We start from the raw sequence: 15,691 nt of genomic DNA, 5'->3' as shown, positions 1-15,691 counted from the left end.
CCGGGACATGGGCAATCGACGGCTGCCCATAGGCGGAGGGGTTCATCAAGGCCGAGACAAAAGCCACAATCGCCCCTGCCCCGACGCGGCACCGGAACCTCAGCGCGCCCATAGCAATGTCGCCTTGCCGATGATGTCGGACTGCTTGCTGACCCCAAAATAGCGCCCGTCGAAGGAGTCCGAGCTCTCACCCGTGAGCAGGAAAAGCTCTCCCTCCCCAAGATCGACACAGCCCTGCCAGAAGGGAAGTTGCCGTCCGTGACCATCGACATTTCGGCGCAACGCCGCCTTGACGCCGTTCACTGTAACCACCGGGCCAACGGCACAGACGGTATCATAAGAGTGCGCCGCCACCCGCTTCACCAGCGGCACACCCGTCGGCAAATAATGACGGCTGGCCGCCAGCGAACGGACGTCGCTCGGAGGCCACGCGATAGCCCAATCGCCGCGATCCGGCACCTTGTCGGGCTCGACGCGGTAGAGGCCGATGGGCGCGCTGGCGCTGGCGTTCCAGAGTAGTCGCGGGGCTGGCGGCACAAGTATCGTCCACGACAGAGCGGCGACGGCCAGGCCCATAATGGCGGTGCGGCGGCGCATGGCGCGGAGCTGCTTGCCGCGATGTCGGCTTGCTTCCATCCAAAGGGTCAGAGGTTGGGGGCGCCCGCTGCGGTTGGGGTCAATCATGGCCACCTCCGCGTGTCTGGGCAAGCGACCACGCGTGCAAATCATCGATATGATAGACCCATGTGGCGCCATGCAGTCGGCACCGGGGCCCGGTGTTGCTGTTCCTCATCCGCCTGAGCGTGGTGAGGCTGACACCGATATGGAAAGCGACCTGTTTGGCGGTGAGAAAGGGCCGGGTTTCGCGCGCAAACTCGGCACGGGCTGCTGCATTTCGGCTGTTCGCCGGCGCAAGCTTTTTCGGAGTTTTCATCATGTGTTTCCCGTTCGACCCGGCGGGATTGCCCACGGTCGCGGGAGGCCAAATGAAGCAGAAAAACACCCTCTGGCAGGGTCGAAAACAGGGGGTGCTGTTTTCGACCCCCGTAGAAATGCCTGCCCGGCAGCATGGGTCAAGCGATCTCAATCCGGCTTCAACCGGGCTTCGAGCTGGGCCTTGGCATCGCGCATCTCACGTTCGATCTGGCGGCGTTCACGGCGCGCGGTGCAGGCAAACAGTTCCGTGCGCAGTTCTTCGATGTGCTGTTCGATGCTCATGGCCTTCGCTCCTGACGGGGTGCAAGATGAAGGCTCTGCCCGGCGCTCTGCGGTTCGGGTCAAGGACCGCGCAGCGGCCGCTTTAGCGGCGATGGGGGCAACGATTTTTCGGGGGTACGCCTATACTGCCCGACCCGGAAACAACGCCCGACCGCCCCCGAAAAATGGTGGGGGCCCGCCGTCGCCGTCCTCGAGGCGGGCCGCAGGGCGCCGGATACTAGGCCCATCGTTGGCAGACATGCTTCTCCCGACCTGTCGGATCGGGGGAAGAAGCACGGTGCCCGCCTTCCACCAGCGGTCGATAAACCGGTGCAAAGTCGGTTGGGAAATGGTGGATCGCCTGTGGATACTCAGTGGATATCTGTTCCGGCGATCAGGCGCAGCGGCTGTAATTCGCGGCAAAGATCGTCGAATTTCTCGAAGAAATGGGCTTCGATCCATCCGGCACTCGACGCAAAAACCTCAACTATACCGGGTAAATCGAGCGCGCGCGCCGCAGCCAGACCGTCACGGAAAAGGGTGGGATCACGCTGCCGCGCTGCCACCAGATCCCCGGTTGCGCGCATACTTTGCGAGATGAGCCACAGAATATGGATCAGCCGCTCCAGAGAGGTCAGGCCTTGCGTCCCGACCTGCTGCTCACGCTGATCGATGGTCACGCCCCATCGGTTCAACCAGATCTCGTGAGCCATCCCCTGCATGCGTTCTGACTAGCGAGCGCGGCACGCCGGGATCAAGCCCGCGACCACCGGAAACCCACAGGTAGCGCTCGACGCGCACGCCACCCCGCAGAAATATCGAACGCCACCATCGACCTTCGGACCCTACTCTTGCCCTGTCTCCCGCATGAAAAACAGTGGAAATCCCTTCCTTTCCGGCTTGGCCGAATCGCGGTTTCGACCAATCCTCACAGACTCATGGACTGCCCGGTTTTCAATCGAGACAAGGGATAGTAGATAACGGCGATGTTAGAGACCAGTCGGCGACTGGTGGAGCGATTGTCACCCTCACCAGTCTGCGCCGCCTGTGTAGGGCGACACCTCAATCTGCCCATCGATGATGCGCTTCACGCCGATCTGGGCGAACTGACGGTCGAGCGGGATTTCGCCAGCCAGCGGGACGCCTGCGGCCTGTGCGGCGGGCATGGTCCGGTGATCCTCAAGCAGCGGCGCCAGAGCGCCGCATAAGACGACTTTCGTTTCGGGTGCAGGCACACGCCAGCCATGCATATGCACGACATGGCGACGCCGCCCGTTCCCGAAGGATCGAGCGGCGTCCCTGTATGCTAGCGCCAAACCGCCCGGCTCAGACCTTGGCCGGGGCCTCGCTCACGGCTTCGGCAGAGGGCGTTTTCGCGGTGGTGGTCTTCGGTTCAGCCTTGGGCTTCGCCTCGGCTTTCGGCGTCAATTTGGCTTTCGGCTTTGCCGGGGCCTTCGCTTTGGCCGCCGATGTCGGTTCAGCCGAAGCCTTCACCTTTGGAGCGACCTTGGCAGCAGACTTCGGCTTGGGCGCTGTCTTGGGTGCTGACTTGACCGCAGGTTCGACTGTAGCTTTGGCGTCCACAGCAGCAGCAACCGGTGCGGCACCCGCCGTTACAGCCTTTGCCGTCTTGGCCGAAACCTTCTTCGCCGCAACTGCGGGCTTGGCCGCTGCGGCTTTCGCCTTGGCCGGAGCCTTTGTGGGGGCGGACACCGCTTCGCCCGGTGCAGAAGCGGCAGCAGCGGCAGGCACCGTGCGCTTACGGCCAAGTCCCAGCTTCTGGGCGATCTCGCGGCGCTGCGCAGCGTAATCGGGCGCAACCATCGGATAATCAGCCCTCAAGCCGTAGCGCTCGCGATATTGCGCAGGCGTGAGGTCATGGAGCGCGAGATGACGCTTGAGCGTCTTATACTTCTTGCCATCGATGAGACTGACAAGGTGATCCGATTTCACCGAACCACGCGGAGAAACCGCCGGTTCATACGTCACCATTTCGGGCTGCGACGACTTGTCGCTGCTCAATTCGGTGACCGCCGCATGCATATCCTTGAGGAAAGCAGGCACATCCTGCGCTCCGGGATTCACATTGGGGTTCTGAAGCCAGGCAATGGTGATTTCACCCGCCAGTTCGATCAGGCTTGCGGCGATCTCGGTATCATTCTCGGACATATTATTTCCTCATCTTGCGACGGCACCAAGGCCTACGCCTCTCCCCGCACTCAGTCAAATATTGACCAAGAAGAGGCGCCGCCAGTTCCGCGCCGGGACTGGCGGCGTCGTGATTTTCACCTTGCGCAACAATATGTGAAAATTCCGTCTATTGATGCCATCCGGAGATGATGCAAACTATCCTGAAGCCAGAAGCGATGATGATCGTTCGATCTCAAAATAGGACGAAACCGGTGCCAAAAGGCAGTGGTGACTGCCTGTCGCACGAGAGTTTGCGGCTCGGCATTCTCAACGGCAATCGCTCCGAACTGCGCGCCCCCAAGACTGGCATGAGCAGAAACTGCAAGGACGCATCCATGTCGATTGGAATCAGCCAATCGACATGGATGCGTCCTTATTTGAACCTTCGTGGCGAGCAGCAGAGCGCTATTCGCTGCGCCGAAGACAGCGTGAATTCTTCAAACAAGGCGCCGCCAATTCCGGAACGGGACTGGCGGCGCTCGGTATTACTGAGAGGTGTCAGGAATGGCCGTTCCTCTCCGGCTGAGGGACGATTTCAAGCGATGGCACGGTGAAATCGGCAGCATCAAACCATGCGACGATGCTCTCGAACGTTTCGAGTTCGGTGACGGTGTTGCGGCCCAACAAGGCGCGATCACCGCCATCGGTGTCGATGTAGACGACATCGCCACTGCCATCGAAAACTGCGCGTTGGGGCATCCAACTGCTGCAACCGTCGCACCAGCGACGAAAAGGCAGGCTGCGCGCGAAGCAGAAATCCTCAAGCTGGGTGAATTGCCCCAGCGCCACCTCGTGAGACATGAGGCAGAGCGGGTGCCCTGGAACGAACTGCGAGACTTCAAAGGGCTCGCCGTCCCATTCGAGCGATAGATCTTCCTGCGCGATAAGGTCGAGGAATTCGGGAAGGTGCTGCGACGACAGCTTGCCGCCGATGGTGATGAAAGCTGAAACACGGTCAACCATGATCGTTCTCCTTGAGATGGGGAAAGGTGCCGCGCGGGACAGAAGGGATCGCGCGGCAAGTCTATTTCGAAGGGTGAGGAATGGGGGAATGGCACCGGGCACCACCACCCCGCGCTCGTCAGGCAGCCAGAGCGGCGGCCTCGGCCTCGACCTCGACCTCATCCTCATCATGGCCCTCGGAGTGAGACGGATCACCGGAAAGCCGGTCGAGATCGTCTCCGTCTTCGTCCTTGGCGTCGGCGTCGGGTCCGTCGCCGCCAGCCAGCGCCTTGGCCACCGCTTCGGCCTTATCGACGGTGCCCACACCGCCGCGCGTGGTGTAGGCGGCAGGCGGGAACGTCATCCAGCGCGGCACCCAGCCCTCACGCCATTCGCGACCATCGGCACCCTCACGATGACCCCGGATGATGGACTTGAGCACCTTGGTCTTTTCGCCCGCGTTGGCGCTGGCAACAGTTGCCCCCGCCACCTCGGCCAAGATGGCGAGCAGTACCTCGCGGTCGCGCAAGCCCTCGAAAAAGGCATCATCGGCCTGCCAGTTCTCGGCCATGTTCAGGCCGATATGCTGCCCGAGCAGTTCGACGATGGCGCTCCCCGAGGCCAGCGTTTCGCCCATCACCACGGCAAGGACGGTCATCACCTGCGGATCGTCGAGCGCGAGCATCCGGGAGAAGGTGACGACGAGGCGGCTCCCCGATCCGTTGCCGACCTCGGCCACGGTCGGGTCATCGGCATCCATCCCGAGCATGGCGAGGACGTCGCGCCGCACCATGTCGAAACAGGTTTCACCGTTGCTGCATTCGACGCTTTCCCGAATGGCATCGTTGCGGGTGGCCTGTGTTTCAAGCCGCACCGACCAGAGCGAGGAACCCGCGATGGCATGGGCGACCATCAACCGCATAGCGACGGCGGGGTAACCGGTGAGGGCGGCGCGCAGTGCGGCATGACGATGCAGGTCGATATAGGTCTGCGTCGTCCCGGTGATCTCGGACCGGGGTGCCTTGATGCCATGACCGACAGCCTCGCCCTTTTCCAGACGGCGGGCCTCCTTGGCGGTGATGTAGCCTTCATGGAAGGTCGCCTCGCCGCTGTCGCGCACCTCGATATAGACGCGCCCGCCCCTGCGCTTGGGAGCCTTCACATGCTCCCAATTGCGAAAATGCTCGCCGACCGGCAGGGTGACGACATCGGACCACCCCTCTTCGAGATAGGCGTCGCGCCGCGCTGCAATCGCTTCATTCTGGCCCTTCCAGAATGCATCGCTGTCGGCGAAATAGCGGTCCTCACCGAAGAGGTCAGCGACAATGGCGGTCACGCCTTCGGGATCGAAAAGGGCATGTTTGACGGCTATGGACTTGCCGCCAAACAGCCATGCCTTGAGCTGATGCCCGGTCGGGCAATAGGCTTCCGGATCGTCGAGCAGCGCCAGCCATGCGCGCTGCTGGCTCTTGCTGGCCATCGTGAGGTGACGCACCGTTGCGGGGTCGATCTTCTCCTGCCGGTAGAGGTCACGGATGCGCGGCATGAGATTGCCCAGCGCAAGAATGCGCTTCACCGCCAGATCGGGCAGGCCGAAGGTCTGGGCGATGTCGGCGGGGTCGCGCCCTTCCTTCACCAGCCGGGTGAAACTCTCCCAGCACGTCACCTCATCGGGGTCGAGCCGCGCGCGGTTCTCGATCAGCGAGGCCTCGACGGCATCCGCATCGTCGCCCGATTCCAGAATGGCGCAGGGCATGGGCTCCACCTCCTGCCCGGCTTCCTGCCGCTCTGCGGCGACAAGGCTGGCCGCGTGGAAACGCCGCGCGCCTGCCACGATTTCAAAGGTGTCCGGGCTCCCATGTGCAGCAGCGACGGACGGACGCACCAGCACCGGCACGACAATACCCCGTGCGCGGATGGTTGGCAGAATGTCAGACACATCGGGCGCTTTCTTCGAATAGCGCATATTGGCTCTGCTCACGCTGAGCTTGCCAAGTTCGATAAAGTCGAGTTTCATGGCATTACCTTTCATAAGGTGCCGGTCCGCCCTGACCCTCCAGGAATGGCGGACCGGCTTAGGATTGAGCGGAAAACGCCGCCCGCGTCAGGCCGCGCGCCTGCTTCCAATCAGGCAAGCGGCAAGGGAATGGCCGTCACAAAAGGCCGTGAGGCTGGGCGGCAAAATCCGATCAGAAACCGGTCAGGCGCAGGGCGATTTCAGCCTGCGAGATGGAGCCGAGATTGCGCGCTGTCTGCGCCCAGCGCGACATCGGGGCGCGGGTCACGAAATACAGGTCGCGTTCGATAGTCAGTTCAAAAGGCAACGGAATTTCAGCGATTTCGGACAGGCTGAACGAACCGAGTTCGGGGCAACCAAAGCCCATATCGGACAGCCCGAAAAGCGTGTCGCCGTCCTCGTCCAGCTCGGTGGCCAACCATGTCGCGCTGCCACAGGGATTGAAGAGTTTGAGCAGCGGCACCGGATCGGGATCGGGCAGGCCGTCGCGCTGTGCCGCAATGTGCCGCGCCCCATTGACCAGCAAGGCCACGCGCATGGTGTCAGGAAGGAGGATCATGCTGCGGCCCTCCATTCCTCTTGCGCCAGATGCGCGCCTGCCCCCGTTCCTGCCCCCTCCAGCCTGGAAGCCTTGGCTTCCTCATGGCGGGTCAGCAGCCAATCGGCAGCTTTGCTGGCCTGACTGGCGGCGCGGAAGATGGCGCGGTTATCCTCGCGCAGCACCTCCAGCCATGAACCGAGGTAATCGGCATGGCGAACGCTCGGCACGATGCCCAGCGCCGCGCACAGGAAGGCAGAGCCCATTTCCGCGACGAGTTCCTCCCGGGCGTAATCCTTACTGCCAAAGGCGTTCCTGATCTGACGCCCCAAGCGGCTGGGATGACCCGTCGCATGGGTGAGTTCGTGCAGCGCCGTGCGATACCAGTTGATGCTGTCGAAAAAGGCCAGCGGCGGGGGCACCTGCACGTAATCGGCGGAAGGCACATAGTAGGCGCGGTTGCCGCCGATGTGGAATTCGACGCCGGATGCCGCGATCACCTCGTCGCCCACCGGGGCAATCCGCCCCATGGGCAGGGGTTCGGGATCGGTTGCAAGGCCTTCGCGAAGCCCTTCGCATTGGGCAACGTTGAACACGGTGAAACGCTTGAGGAAAGCGATGCTGCGCGCCTCGCCGCCACTCTGCTCGGCCCGCTGCTTTTCCGTTTCCGGGGTGAAGCGGTCGGCATAGACCACGGTCACGCCTTTCTCGCCTTTCTTCACATTGCCCCCAGCTTCGAGCGCCTGTTTGAAGGTGAGCCAGCCTTGGGAGGGGTAACGATGCTCGATGACAGCACCCCAGAGCAACAGCACATTGACCCCGGAATAGGCCCGGCGGGTCAAGGCATTGCGGGGCATGCCTGGTGCCAGTCCGCCCGACGATGCATCCGGGGCCGCCCATGGCTGAACCCATGGGAAGCGCCCTGCTTCAAGCTGGGCGATGATCTTTGCGGTGACCTCATCATAGAGGGCGGTGCGCGATTCCTGCGGACGCGACGATGCGTCCCCACGCCGATGGCGTGCAGCTTCCTTCACCATGGCGAAGGCTCCTTTTCGGTTGTGAGGGGAAGGGGTACTTCGGGAAAGGCGGGGGAACCGCGTGGCTCCCCGCCAGTGACATCAGATTACCGGATCAGATTATGCGATCGGGGTATGGGATCAGATTGCGGGCTCAGGCCAAAGCCATCAGGCCAGCTCGGGCGCTTCGGCCTTCGACTTTGCCGACCGGGAGGCCCTGCGCGGGCCGAAGTCGTCACGATCATGGTCGGGCTCGATGGCATCCCGCTCGACTGCATCCCGGCGAAAGTCTTCCGCAGGAAGGTCTGCCGCCTCCCCTTCCCGCCGACGCTGGGCCGTGGGCCGCACGATGTTCCAGACGTTATCCTGCTGGCGCGAACGAAACATGCGAATGGGAACGAAACCCGACTGCGCGGTGTCGATGTAGCCGCCGAAGTAGGTTTCTCCCGTTTCCTTGGCTGCGCGCTCCCAGATCGATCCCAGGCGGACATCACGGCCACGCGGGCTCTTGGTCATGAGGTTGAAGAGAGGGGCACGCGGATTGTCCGAAGCAACCTTTTCAAGAAAGATGCCGTCGAAATCGAAACCGGCCTCGGCAATATAGCCGTTGACGCCACCATTTTCACTGCGGATCATTTCACCGATATTCATGATCTTTACTCCATCCTGTGGTTCATCCTTGCTGCCAGAGGCTTTTCACTCCGCCTCTGACAAGAACACTTATACAGGACTTCGAGATTTAAGAGTATTTCATTGTTTTCTTGACAGAAAACCCATCGGACCTGGTGAGTCCGAGCATCTTTCCGGGGCCGCGACCAGCGGCCCGGCAAACTCATAACGCATGGGCCGCGCCCCGCGCGGCCCATTCCCTTGCTGCCAGGGATCGAACGCAGGCCGAGCCTTCCGATCCATCGTTCCCGGAGCCGTCCTCGCAGGATCCCCAGGGCCGTGCGGACTGTCTTGGTGGCAACAGGCACGGGAGGGGGGATGTTAGCTCTGCTTGGTGAAAGGGGGCCGGCGCTGCTCTTTGGAGCAGACAACGCCGCCGGCCCTCTTTCGCCTAGCTGAGCTTCCCCCCGACGCAACTCGTTGCCACCGAACATCCGTATGGCACGCCAGGGATGCTGGGAGACGGCGCAGGGGCCGCATGGGTCGGCTGGCGGGCGATCCCCATCGCGCGGCTCATCCGCGCGATTCCATCAGCGAAGCGGCTGCAACATCTCGGCCCGCACCACCCTCTACGCCCCGCGACGACGCCAGCAGCCCAACCCGGCCCAGCGATCGTCACCCGGAGGGCCGGGACGCCCCGGCGGCCAGGTGCCCCTGCCACCGCATGTGGTGGCAGGGGCATAGAGCGCGATCGCGCCCAAATGGGCGCGAGGGCTCCTGGATGTGCTTTGGCCGATCCTGCCACGCGCGACATAAGTGCCTGCTATTGTAGCATTCCGGGTAAAAAGCGCTGGGCCGTGATGACAGGCAATCCCGCAGCCTATTAGAGATGGACCAGCCTGCTCCGGCAGAGCAAGATCACAGGGGAATAACGTGTCCGTCTATTTGCATGGCCTGGCCGTAAAAAACTTTCGCGGCATCGATGATGAGTGGCAGGAGGTTCTGGGGCTCACGCAGTTCAACTTCTTCATCGGCCCCAACAATGCCGGCAAATCGACCATCCTCGATCTGGTCGATCGTTATTTCCCACTGCCGCATAAGGACGTGCGCAAGCGCAAGGAGACTGCCCTCGATCGACATCGGGGCCCCAATTCCGGACAGTTCGCCATTCGGGTTGCCCTCCCGGTCGAACCGGTAAAAATGGACATCGAGCAGCAATTGCCGAAGGATCCATCTTCCTATGGGATATTGGCCGAAGCCATCGACCGTATGGCGACAGAGGGCAACTTCCTTATGGAAGGAAGGGCACCATTTCGCGACAATCTCGAATGGTGCGGCCCGGTCGACCTAGTGAAAGCTTTCGGGAACATCACCGATCAGGAATTGGAAAGGGCCTGGACGGCGTTGACCGGCACTTGGGGTGGCAGCAGGCAAACCTGGCTCCAGGAGATTGCCGGCAAAATCATGCGTGCGATCGACTTTTCCCTGCCCCCAATCCATCTCATTCCTGCCTTTCGGCGCATCCTGCTCGAGAGCAAGCCCGGTGAAATCTCAGGATCCGGTCTGATCGAGGATCTCGCCAAGCTACAGGCTCCGGCATTGGACAGCTACGAGAAGGACAGAGCCAACTTCGACAAGATCAACGCCTTCGTGCGCGAGGTCACTCATCGACCCGACGCACGGATCGAGGTGCCCCATGAACGCAATCACATTCTGGTCCATATGGACGGGCGCATCCTGCCCCTCGAGAGTCTCGGCACCGGCATCCAGCAGGTGATCATGCTGGCAGCCTATTGCACGATCCATGACGAGAGCATCATCTGCCTCGAGGAACCCGAACTCCACCTCCATCCGCTGCTCCAGCGCCGCCTGATGGACTATCTCGCCTGCAACACCAAAAATCAGTATCTGATCGCCACCCATTCCGCCGCCTTCATAGACCAGAAGGACGCCACGATCTTCAGGGTCTGGCAACAGGACAATGTCACCCGGATCCGGCGCGCAGCCTCACGTCAGCAGCGCCACGAAATCTGCGGCGACCTGGGCTATCGTGCGTCCGACATTCTCCAGTCCAATGCGGTGATCTGGGTCGAGGGCCCCTCCGATCGTATCTATATCAATCACTGGCTGGCGCAGGTCGCGCTTGAGCTCGAAGAATCGCTGCACTATTCGATCATGTTCTATGGCGGCCGCCTGCTCAGCCATCTCACAGCGAACGACGAAATCACTGAGTTCATCAAGCTTCGCGACCTCAACCGGAACCTTGCGATCGTCATCGACAGCGACCGCAAAGCAGCCGGGAACGATATCAATGCGACCAAGCAAAGGGTAATCAAGGAGATCGGCTCGACCGGATTTGCCTGGCTCACGGGCGGGCGCGAGATTGAAAACTATATCCCCCATGACAAGCTTCAGGAGGCGGTCAGCCAGACGGTCGGACAATACGACCGCCCAGCCGCCGGCGGGATCTATGACCATGCACTTTATTATTACAGCACGCCTGCCGGAGCAGATGACGCCCAGAATGAGGACGCGGCAAGCAGCGAGCCCGAAGCAGCGCCAGGCGAGGAGGCCCAGACCGCCGAGACCAATACCGAAGCTTCGGGGGCCAAGAAAAAGAAGAAGAAACCGAACGAACCACGAACCGACGTCGACAAGGTCAGGGTCGCCCGTCTGGTCTGCAAAAATGCTGCCGATCTTTCGGTCCTCGACCTCGAGGCCAGGGTGAAAGAGCTGGCTGCTTTTATCAAAGCCGCGAACGGTCTGGGTGTTGAGGAGAACCCTGCCTGACCCTTTGCGCCAGGTGCCCGCCTCCATCGTCGTCAAACAGATAAACGGCGGAGATCTTATCGAGGCCTGCAAGTGAGGGTCGCGACCATTGCGGGGCTCACAAGGCGAGGACGCAAATGACAAAGCCGGGCAAACTTCAGCTCGTCCTCGGCCGGGCCCATCAATCTGCACGCCCGCACGAGCCATTGCGGTAAATGCACTTGTGGCGACCATGCCTCGGTGCGAAAGGGGCTGCGCCTTACAGGCATCCTCTCCCAAACTTCTGAATGGGCCGGTCTCAGGACCGGCCTTTTTTTGTTTCCTGCAACATGTTTACCGCGGCTGGCAGCACCGGACGGGCGCCAAGGTCTATTGCTCGGCCTTGCGCAGCAACTCCCGATACCCTCCTCCCGCCATGTCCCTGGCATGCCGGATCAGCCGCTTAACCCGCGAGCGGAGCGAATCCGAAGCCCCTGCCCAATCGCGCTCGAGCCGCTCCTCGCCCACGAGCGCCATGGCGATGTCGCGCTGGCTTGCTCCGTGCTCGAGCGCATCGCTGATCCGCAGCACCTCGAGTCCTCGCGCGATCCTGGGGTCGCGGGGGAACAGCGCAGGTACAAAGCGGCGCTGCCGACAAAGCCCAAGAAACCGCTGGAGCGTGGAAACCATGCTATCGGCCGAAGCCAGCCCCGCCAGGCGATATTCCAGATGCACGGCTTCATGCCCCGAGATCCGCCCCTCCTCGACATCGAGCCTGATATGCTGCCAGCCGTCCGACAGCAGCACATGCTCACGGCCGTGGCCATCGGTGGCGATGGTGAGCCATGGCTCGATATCCCTGAGCAGCAGCGTGTCAGGGTCCGGCTTGCAGGCCGGGACCGCCGTGACGGACAGCGTGTGCGGATCGAAGGCAGCACTCCAGACCACCCTCGCCAGAGGGGCGGGGAGGCATGGGTCTTCGGCGAAAGTGCAGCCCCCACCAGGCCGGCGTGCCCGTTTCGCGGGTTGCGGTGCTCGCCTGGGCGTACCAGTCGATATAGTCGGCATCGCGCCGCAGCCATTCCCACATCAGGCCGGCCCGATCGATGCCACGCAGCTTTTCGTAGGCATGGGGATCACGCCAGTCGTCCACGCGACGCCGGTTCCCACGCAGGCTCACGCCATCATGGTCCGGTTAGGCGGCTTGCGCACAGCTATTGTGTATTACACTTGGAAACAATGGATTGCACACCGCAATTTTCGCGGCGAACCACCGGAGTCTCCTTATTTTGCACCGCCTTGGTTAATGTTATGTCGCTTTTATGACATCGATGTCTATTCGGTGGAGTGAGATCCCATCGGGTGACCCCAGAGAGAGGAAAGGCCGACCGCGGGAGAACGGTTATTGGAGGCACCGCTCGCGGCCGGGAAGATGTGCCATGCGCATCGATAACCTTGCGATCCCATTCAAGCGGATCGCGGAGATGACGACGACTGTTCAGGAACTGCTCGAGGCCATGGCCGCGATAACCATGCGCCTTGGGTTTCAACACTTCGCCATTGCCAATCACCTCGACATAACGCTGACCAAAAGCGCCATCCGGCTGCACAATTACCCGTCGCGCTGGGCCGAGCACTACGACAGGAAGAGCCTGGTCTATATCGATCCGGTGCTGCGACGCAGCCATTTGACGGATGACGGCTTTGCCTGGTCCGAGATGGGACGCCTTGCTCCCCTGACCCAACTCGAACGGGAGGTCATCACAGCGGGCCGTGAGCATGGCATCGCGGAGGGCTTTACCGTCCCTGCCCATCTCCCCGGTGAACCGGGCACATGCACCTTCGTCAACATCACAGGCGAACCCGTCCTCCCGGCTATTCAGGCTCTGGCGCAACTCGCCGGCATTGCGGGCTTCACAGCGGCACGCCGCCTCTGGCCGGGTCGGAAGCAAAGGGATTTGCGGATGCGACCTGTCCTGACGCGCCAACAAATCATCATCACGCAGCTGATCGCACAAGGCTTGAGCGACAAGAAGATCGCCGAGACGCTGAAGATCACGGAGGAAACCGCCGCCAGCCATGTCAGGGATATCTACTTTCGATATGGTGTGAACAAGAGGTCATTGCTGGTCTACCTTGCTGGAAGGGACGGCTACCTCATTTAGGCAGGAAATATTTCTTCGCGCTACCCCACTTTCCCGGGGTAGTATGATCCCGCATCGTGCATATTGTTCGGCTCCCTCACACCAAGGGAGCCTGAACCATGCTGCTCGATGAAAAGCCAAAGGAACATTCGGTCTCGGACGAGGCCATGCGCACGATGTTCGCCGCGCGCAAAGCGGTCTTTGTCGATCTTCTCAAATGGGATGTTCCGGTGCTGGCCGGACAGTATGAGGTCGATCAATTCGACAATTCGCACGCCAATTACATCATCCTGGCCGAACCCGATGGCAACCATCTGGGCTCCGCCCGGCTGCTGCCGACGACACGCCCCCATATCCTCGACAGCTTCTATGCCGATCTGTGCGACGAGGCCCCGCCGCGCGACCCCGACATCGTCGAGATCACCCGCTTCTGCCTCGACCGCCGTCTGTGCGCCGCGCAGCGCCGCCAGGTGCGTGACGCGCTGGTGACCGCGCTGGTCACCTACGCGCTGCAAAACGGCATCAGTGCCTACACCGCAATCGCCAGCCTGCCATGGTTCAGCCAGATCATGACCTTTGGCTGGGATTGTCGGGCTCTGGGCATGCCGCGCGGTGTCGATGGCAAGCCGACGGTGGCACTGCGCATCGAGATCACGCTCGAAACCCCTGAATTGCTCAAGGATGCCGGGATCTTCGCGGTGTCCTTGCCCAACAACGGTTTCATCATGGCCTGAAGGAGCGCGAAGCATGGATACGATCAACATTCCCTATGCGATCATCGCCGGCCATATCGAGGATCTGCGACGCAACGGCTACTGCGTCATCAAGGATGCCCTGCCATCGTCGCTGATCGCCGCGCTGGAGGATGATCTCGAACCCACATTCGCCGTGACGCCCTTTGGCACGGGCGGCTTTTATGGCGAGACCACAAAGCGCTTCGGAAGGCTGCTGATCCGCTCGCAGCACGCGCAGGCGCTGGTACAACATCAGCTTATCCTCGCCATCGTGGAAGCCATTCTGTCGCCATGGTGCGAGCGCATCCAGCTCAACACCACCCAGGCCATCGAGGTCCACCCGCAAGCCCCCGCTCAGGTTCCGCACCGCGATCAGGATATGTGGCGGGGACCGATCGGCGAGGTCGAATATCTGGTCAATGTCATGTGGCCTCTCACCCGATTTACGCGCGACAATGGCGCGACACGGATCTGGCCGGACACCCATGGAGGAAAGGCCCTGGCCCCTCAGCCCGACACATCGCCCATCGCCATCGAGATGGAACCAGGCTCGGCCCTGCTCTTCCTGGGATCGGCGCTGCACGGCGCTGGCGCAAACACCACGCTTCTGGTCCGACGGGGCCTGGTGATCGGCTATTCGCTCGGTTGGCTCAAACCCTACGAAAACCAGTGGCTCGCCTATCCGCCCGAGGTGGCGAAAACCTTCCCGCCGGACTTGGCCGCGCTGGTGGGCTATCGCCAGCATCGTCCCAATCTGGGAAATTTTGAGGGGCAGTGCCCGTCCGTACTCCTCACCAACACCGACACCAGCGCGCTTGGCGCGCAGGATACCCTGCGCCCCGATCAGCAGGCGATGGTCGAGGCTTATGTGCAGAGCCAGGCCTGCACACATCCAGGACGATTGGTCCGGGAGGATCGGCCATGAGCGCGGGCTCCACCACCGAGCGGGTGCTTATCGCCTTGCGCCACCTGCTTGCCAGCCGAGAGTTCGAGCCTGGCACACGCCTCGACCCCGCCATGCTCTCCCAACGCCTTGGCGCCAGTGCCACGCCGCTGCGCGAAGCGCTTCATCTCCTGACAGGCGAGGGGCTGGTCGAAAGCCGGGCTGGCGGCGGCTTCAATCTACCATATCTCGATGCTGCGGGACTGCGAAGCAGCTATGAATGGTCCGAGCAGGTGCTTTGTCTGGCGATCCGCCATTGGCCCCGCCGCCGCCGGGACAGGCCGGCACCTGCGCCAACCGATGGCATCGATGGCATCGGAGACATCGCAGATCGCTGTGCGGCGCTGTTCCTTCATATCGGACGCCAGTCGAGCAACCGGGAGCATGCCCGCGCCATCGGCCGGCTCAACGCACAACTTCGTCATGTGCGGCTTACCGAGGAAAGGGTCATCGAGCGACTCGATGAGGAATTGCAGACTTTGACCGACGCAATACTGACAGGGGATCGATCGATGGTCGTTCGGCTCATATCGAATTACCACAGGATTCGACAAAGACTTTGCACAAATATCGTCAATGCATCCTACAATGCATCATGAAAACATTAAAGAAA

General features: G+C 61.8%; 19 protein-coding genes. 8 read left to right on the top strand and 11 right to left on the bottom strand.

Translation table 11 applies throughout. The features are described from left to right. Positions 1-99: 99 nt before the first annotated feature. The 4 genes from ABDW49_RS10870 to ABDW49_RS10855 all read right to left on the bottom strand — a co-directional run bounded on the left by ABDW49_RS10870 (position 100) and on the right by ABDW49_RS10855 (position 1,910). Positions 100-684 carry a S26 family signal peptidase gene (locus ABDW49_RS10870; RefSeq protein WP_343611863.1) on the bottom strand — a complete coding sequence of 195 codons (585 nt, stop codon included), beginning with the start codon at positions 682-684 and terminating at the stop codon, positions 100-102. Then, positions 677-937, bottom strand: coding sequence for a helix-turn-helix domain-containing protein (locus ABDW49_RS10865; RefSeq protein ID WP_343611861.1), 261 nt, complete (start codon positions 935-937; stop codon positions 677-679). Before ABDW49_RS10865 ends, ABDW49_RS10870 begins: the two co-directional genes overlap by 8 nt. A 146-nt stretch (positions 938-1,083) precedes the next feature. Next, on the bottom strand, positions 1,084-1,218 hold the full coding sequence (locus ABDW49_RS10860; RefSeq protein ID WP_343611859.1) for a hypothetical protein: 135 nt from the start codon (positions 1,216-1,218) through the stop codon (positions 1,084-1,086). 350 nt (positions 1,219-1,568) lie between these two features. Further along, positions 1,569-1,910, bottom strand: a complete 342-nt coding sequence (locus ABDW49_RS10855) for a hypothetical protein (protein WP_343611857.1) — start codon at positions 1,908-1,910, stop codon at positions 1,569-1,571. Between the two features lie 273 nt (positions 1,911-2,183). Here ABDW49_RS10855 and ABDW49_RS10850 point away from each other — a divergent pair, with 273 nt between their 5' ends. Continuing rightward, positions 2,184-2,405, top strand: coding sequence for a hypothetical protein (locus ABDW49_RS10850; RefSeq protein ID WP_343611855.1), 222 nt, complete (start codon positions 2,184-2,186; stop codon positions 2,403-2,405). Between the two features lie 118 nt (positions 2,406-2,523). On the opposite strand, the gene ABDW49_RS10845 is transcribed toward ABDW49_RS10850, so the two are convergent. Then, positions 2,524-3,282: a MucR family transcriptional regulator gene (locus tag ABDW49_RS10845; RefSeq protein ID WP_343614243.1), complete on the bottom strand. Its 759-nt coding sequence runs from the start codon at positions 3,280-3,282 to the stop codon at positions 2,524-2,526. Between ABDW49_RS10845 and ABDW49_RS10840 the strand changes: the two genes are divergently transcribed. Together ABDW49_RS10840 and ABDW49_RS10835 are read left to right on the top strand one after the other, a co-directional pair. Further along, on the top strand, positions 3,235-3,537 hold the full coding sequence (locus ABDW49_RS10840; RefSeq protein WP_343614398.1) for a hypothetical protein: 303 nt from the start codon (positions 3,235-3,237) through the stop codon (positions 3,535-3,537). The genes ABDW49_RS10845 and ABDW49_RS10840 overlap by 48 nt on opposite strands. Then, positions 3,534-3,941: a hypothetical protein gene (locus tag ABDW49_RS10835; RefSeq protein ID WP_343611853.1), complete on the top strand. Its 408-nt coding sequence runs from the start codon at positions 3,534-3,536 to the stop codon at positions 3,939-3,941. The genes ABDW49_RS10840 and ABDW49_RS10835 overlap by 4 nt, the downstream gene beginning before the upstream one ends. Here ABDW49_RS10835 and ABDW49_RS10830 read toward each other — a convergent pair. The 5 genes from ABDW49_RS10830 to ABDW49_RS10810 all read right to left on the bottom strand — a co-directional run bounded on the left by ABDW49_RS10830 (position 3,886) and on the right by ABDW49_RS10810 (position 8,551). After that, the gene (locus ABDW49_RS10830) at positions 3,886-4,350 is read right to left on the bottom strand and encodes a hypothetical protein (protein WP_343611851.1); all 465 of its coding nucleotides are present in this window, start codon (positions 4,348-4,350) and stop codon (positions 3,886-3,888) included. The genes ABDW49_RS10835 and ABDW49_RS10830 overlap by 56 nt on opposite strands. A 118-nt stretch (positions 4,351-4,468) precedes the next feature. Beyond that, on the bottom strand, positions 4,469-6,346 hold the full coding sequence (locus ABDW49_RS10825) for a ParB N-terminal domain-containing protein (protein WP_343611847.1): 1,878 nt from the start codon (positions 6,344-6,346) through the stop codon (positions 4,469-4,471). A 172-nt stretch (positions 6,347-6,518) separates the two neighbouring features. Next, entirely contained in the window at positions 6,519-6,905 is a 387-nt protein-coding gene (locus ABDW49_RS10820) for a DUF2958 domain-containing protein (RefSeq protein ID WP_343614241.1), read from the bottom strand. Next, positions 6,902-7,921 (bottom strand): zincin-like metallopeptidase domain-containing protein, encoded by a 1,020-nt coding sequence (locus ABDW49_RS10815; protein WP_343611845.1) that lies wholly within the window; start codon positions 7,919-7,921, stop codon positions 6,902-6,904. The genes ABDW49_RS10820 and ABDW49_RS10815 overlap by 4 nt, the downstream gene beginning before the upstream one ends. A gap of 147 nt (positions 7,922-8,068) precedes the next feature. After that, positions 8,069-8,551 carry a DUF736 family protein gene (locus ABDW49_RS10810; protein WP_343611844.1) on the bottom strand — a complete coding sequence of 161 codons (483 nt, stop codon included), beginning with the start codon at positions 8,549-8,551 and terminating at the stop codon, positions 8,069-8,071. Between the two features lie 891 nt (positions 8,552-9,442). On the opposite strand from ABDW49_RS10810, the gene ABDW49_RS10805 reads away from it, so the two are divergent. Beyond that, a complete protein-coding gene (locus ABDW49_RS10805; protein WP_343611842.1) occupies positions 9,443-11,299 on the top strand; it encodes an AAA family ATPase in 1,857 nt (618 codons plus the stop codon). 348 nt (positions 11,300-11,647) lie between these two features. On the opposite strand, the gene ABDW49_RS10800 is transcribed toward ABDW49_RS10805, so the two are convergent. Next, positions 11,648-12,205 carry a DUF2285 domain-containing protein gene (locus tag ABDW49_RS10800; protein ID WP_343611840.1) on the bottom strand — a complete coding sequence of 186 codons (558 nt, stop codon included), beginning with the start codon at positions 12,203-12,205 and terminating at the stop codon, positions 11,648-11,650. A gap of 491 nt (positions 12,206-12,696) precedes the next feature. Between ABDW49_RS10800 and ABDW49_RS10795 the strand changes: the two genes are divergently transcribed. From ABDW49_RS10795 to ABDW49_RS10780, 4 genes are all read left to right on the top strand, one after another. Continuing rightward, entirely contained in the window at positions 12,697-13,422 is a 726-nt protein-coding gene (locus ABDW49_RS10795; protein WP_343611838.1) for an autoinducer binding domain-containing protein, read from the top strand. 98 nt (positions 13,423-13,520) lie between these two features. Further along, complete coding sequence (locus tag ABDW49_RS10790; RefSeq protein WP_343611836.1) at positions 13,521-14,135, top strand: acyl-homoserine-lactone synthase; 615 nt, start codon at positions 13,521-13,523, stop codon at positions 14,133-14,135. A gap of 13 nt (positions 14,136-14,148) precedes the next feature. Further along, entirely contained in the window at positions 14,149-15,060 is a 912-nt protein-coding gene (locus ABDW49_RS10785; RefSeq protein WP_343611834.1) for a phytanoyl-CoA dioxygenase family protein, read from the top strand. Then, positions 15,057-15,677: a GntR family transcriptional regulator gene (locus ABDW49_RS10780; protein WP_343611832.1), complete on the top strand. Its 621-nt coding sequence runs from the start codon at positions 15,057-15,059 to the stop codon at positions 15,675-15,677. Before ABDW49_RS10785 ends, ABDW49_RS10780 begins: the two co-directional genes overlap by 4 nt. Positions 15,678-15,691: the final 14 nt, after the last annotated feature.

Source organism: Novosphingobium sp. (assembly GCF_039595395.1).
Lineage (GTDB): Bacteria > Pseudomonadota > Alphaproteobacteria > Sphingomonadales > Sphingomonadaceae > Novosphingobium.
This window is presented reverse-complemented; position numbering and strand designations above follow the sequence as displayed.

What these genes read in the sequence shown, in the direction of transcription:
- ABDW49_RS10860 (WP_343611859.1), bottom strand. Translation starts at nt 1,218, where the DNA reads ATGAGCATCGAACAGCACATCGAAGAACTGCGCACGGAACTGTTTGCC.
- ABDW49_RS10840 (WP_343614398.1), top strand. Translation starts at nt 3,235, where the DNA reads ATGCATATCCTTGAGGAAAGCAGGCACATCCTGCGCTCCGGGATTCAC.
- ABDW49_RS10870 (WP_343611863.1), bottom strand. Translation starts at nt 684, where the DNA reads ATGATTGACCCCAACCGCAGCGGGCGCCCCCAACCTCTGACCCTTTGG.
- ABDW49_RS10830 (WP_343611851.1), bottom strand. Translation starts at nt 4,350, where the DNA reads ATGGTTGACCGTGTTTCAGCTTTCATCACCATCGGCGGCAAGCTGTCG.
- ABDW49_RS10820 (WP_343614241.1), bottom strand. Translation starts at nt 6,905, where the DNA reads ATGATCCTCCTTCCTGACACCATGCGCGTGGCCTTGCTGGTCAATGGG.
- ABDW49_RS10780 (WP_343611832.1), top strand. Translation starts at nt 15,057, where the DNA reads ATGAGCGCGGGCTCCACCACCGAGCGGGTGCTTATCGCCTTGCGCCAC.
- ABDW49_RS10850 (WP_343611855.1), top strand. Translation starts at nt 2,184, where the DNA reads ATGTTAGAGACCAGTCGGCGACTGGTGGAGCGATTGTCACCCTCACCA.
- ABDW49_RS10855 (WP_343611857.1), bottom strand. Translation starts at nt 1,910, where the DNA reads ATGGCTCACGAGATCTGGTTGAACCGATGGGGCGTGACCATCGATCAG.
- ABDW49_RS10795 (WP_343611838.1), top strand. Translation starts at nt 12,697, where the DNA reads ATGCGCATCGATAACCTTGCGATCCCATTCAAGCGGATCGCGGAGATG.
- ABDW49_RS10810 (WP_343611844.1), bottom strand. Translation starts at nt 8,551, where the DNA reads ATGAATATCGGTGAAATGATCCGCAGTGAAAATGGTGGCGTCAACGGC.
- ABDW49_RS10790 (WP_343611836.1), top strand. Translation starts at nt 13,521, where the DNA reads ATGCTGCTCGATGAAAAGCCAAAGGAACATTCGGTCTCGGACGAGGCC.
- ABDW49_RS10785 (WP_343611834.1), top strand. Translation starts at nt 14,149, where the DNA reads ATGGATACGATCAACATTCCCTATGCGATCATCGCCGGCCATATCGAG.
- ABDW49_RS10825 (WP_343611847.1), bottom strand. Translation starts at nt 6,346, where the DNA reads ATGAAACTCGACTTTATCGAACTTGGCAAGCTCAGCGTGAGCAGAGCC.
- ABDW49_RS10865 (WP_343611861.1), bottom strand. Translation starts at nt 937, where the DNA reads ATGATGAAAACTCCGAAAAAGCTTGCGCCGGCGAACAGCCGAAATGCA.
- ABDW49_RS10815 (WP_343611845.1), bottom strand. Translation starts at nt 7,921, where the DNA reads ATGGTGAAGGAAGCTGCACGCCATCGGCGTGGGGACGCATCGTCGCGT.
- ABDW49_RS10835 (WP_343611853.1), top strand. Translation starts at nt 3,534, where the DNA reads ATGATGCAAACTATCCTGAAGCCAGAAGCGATGATGATCGTTCGATCT.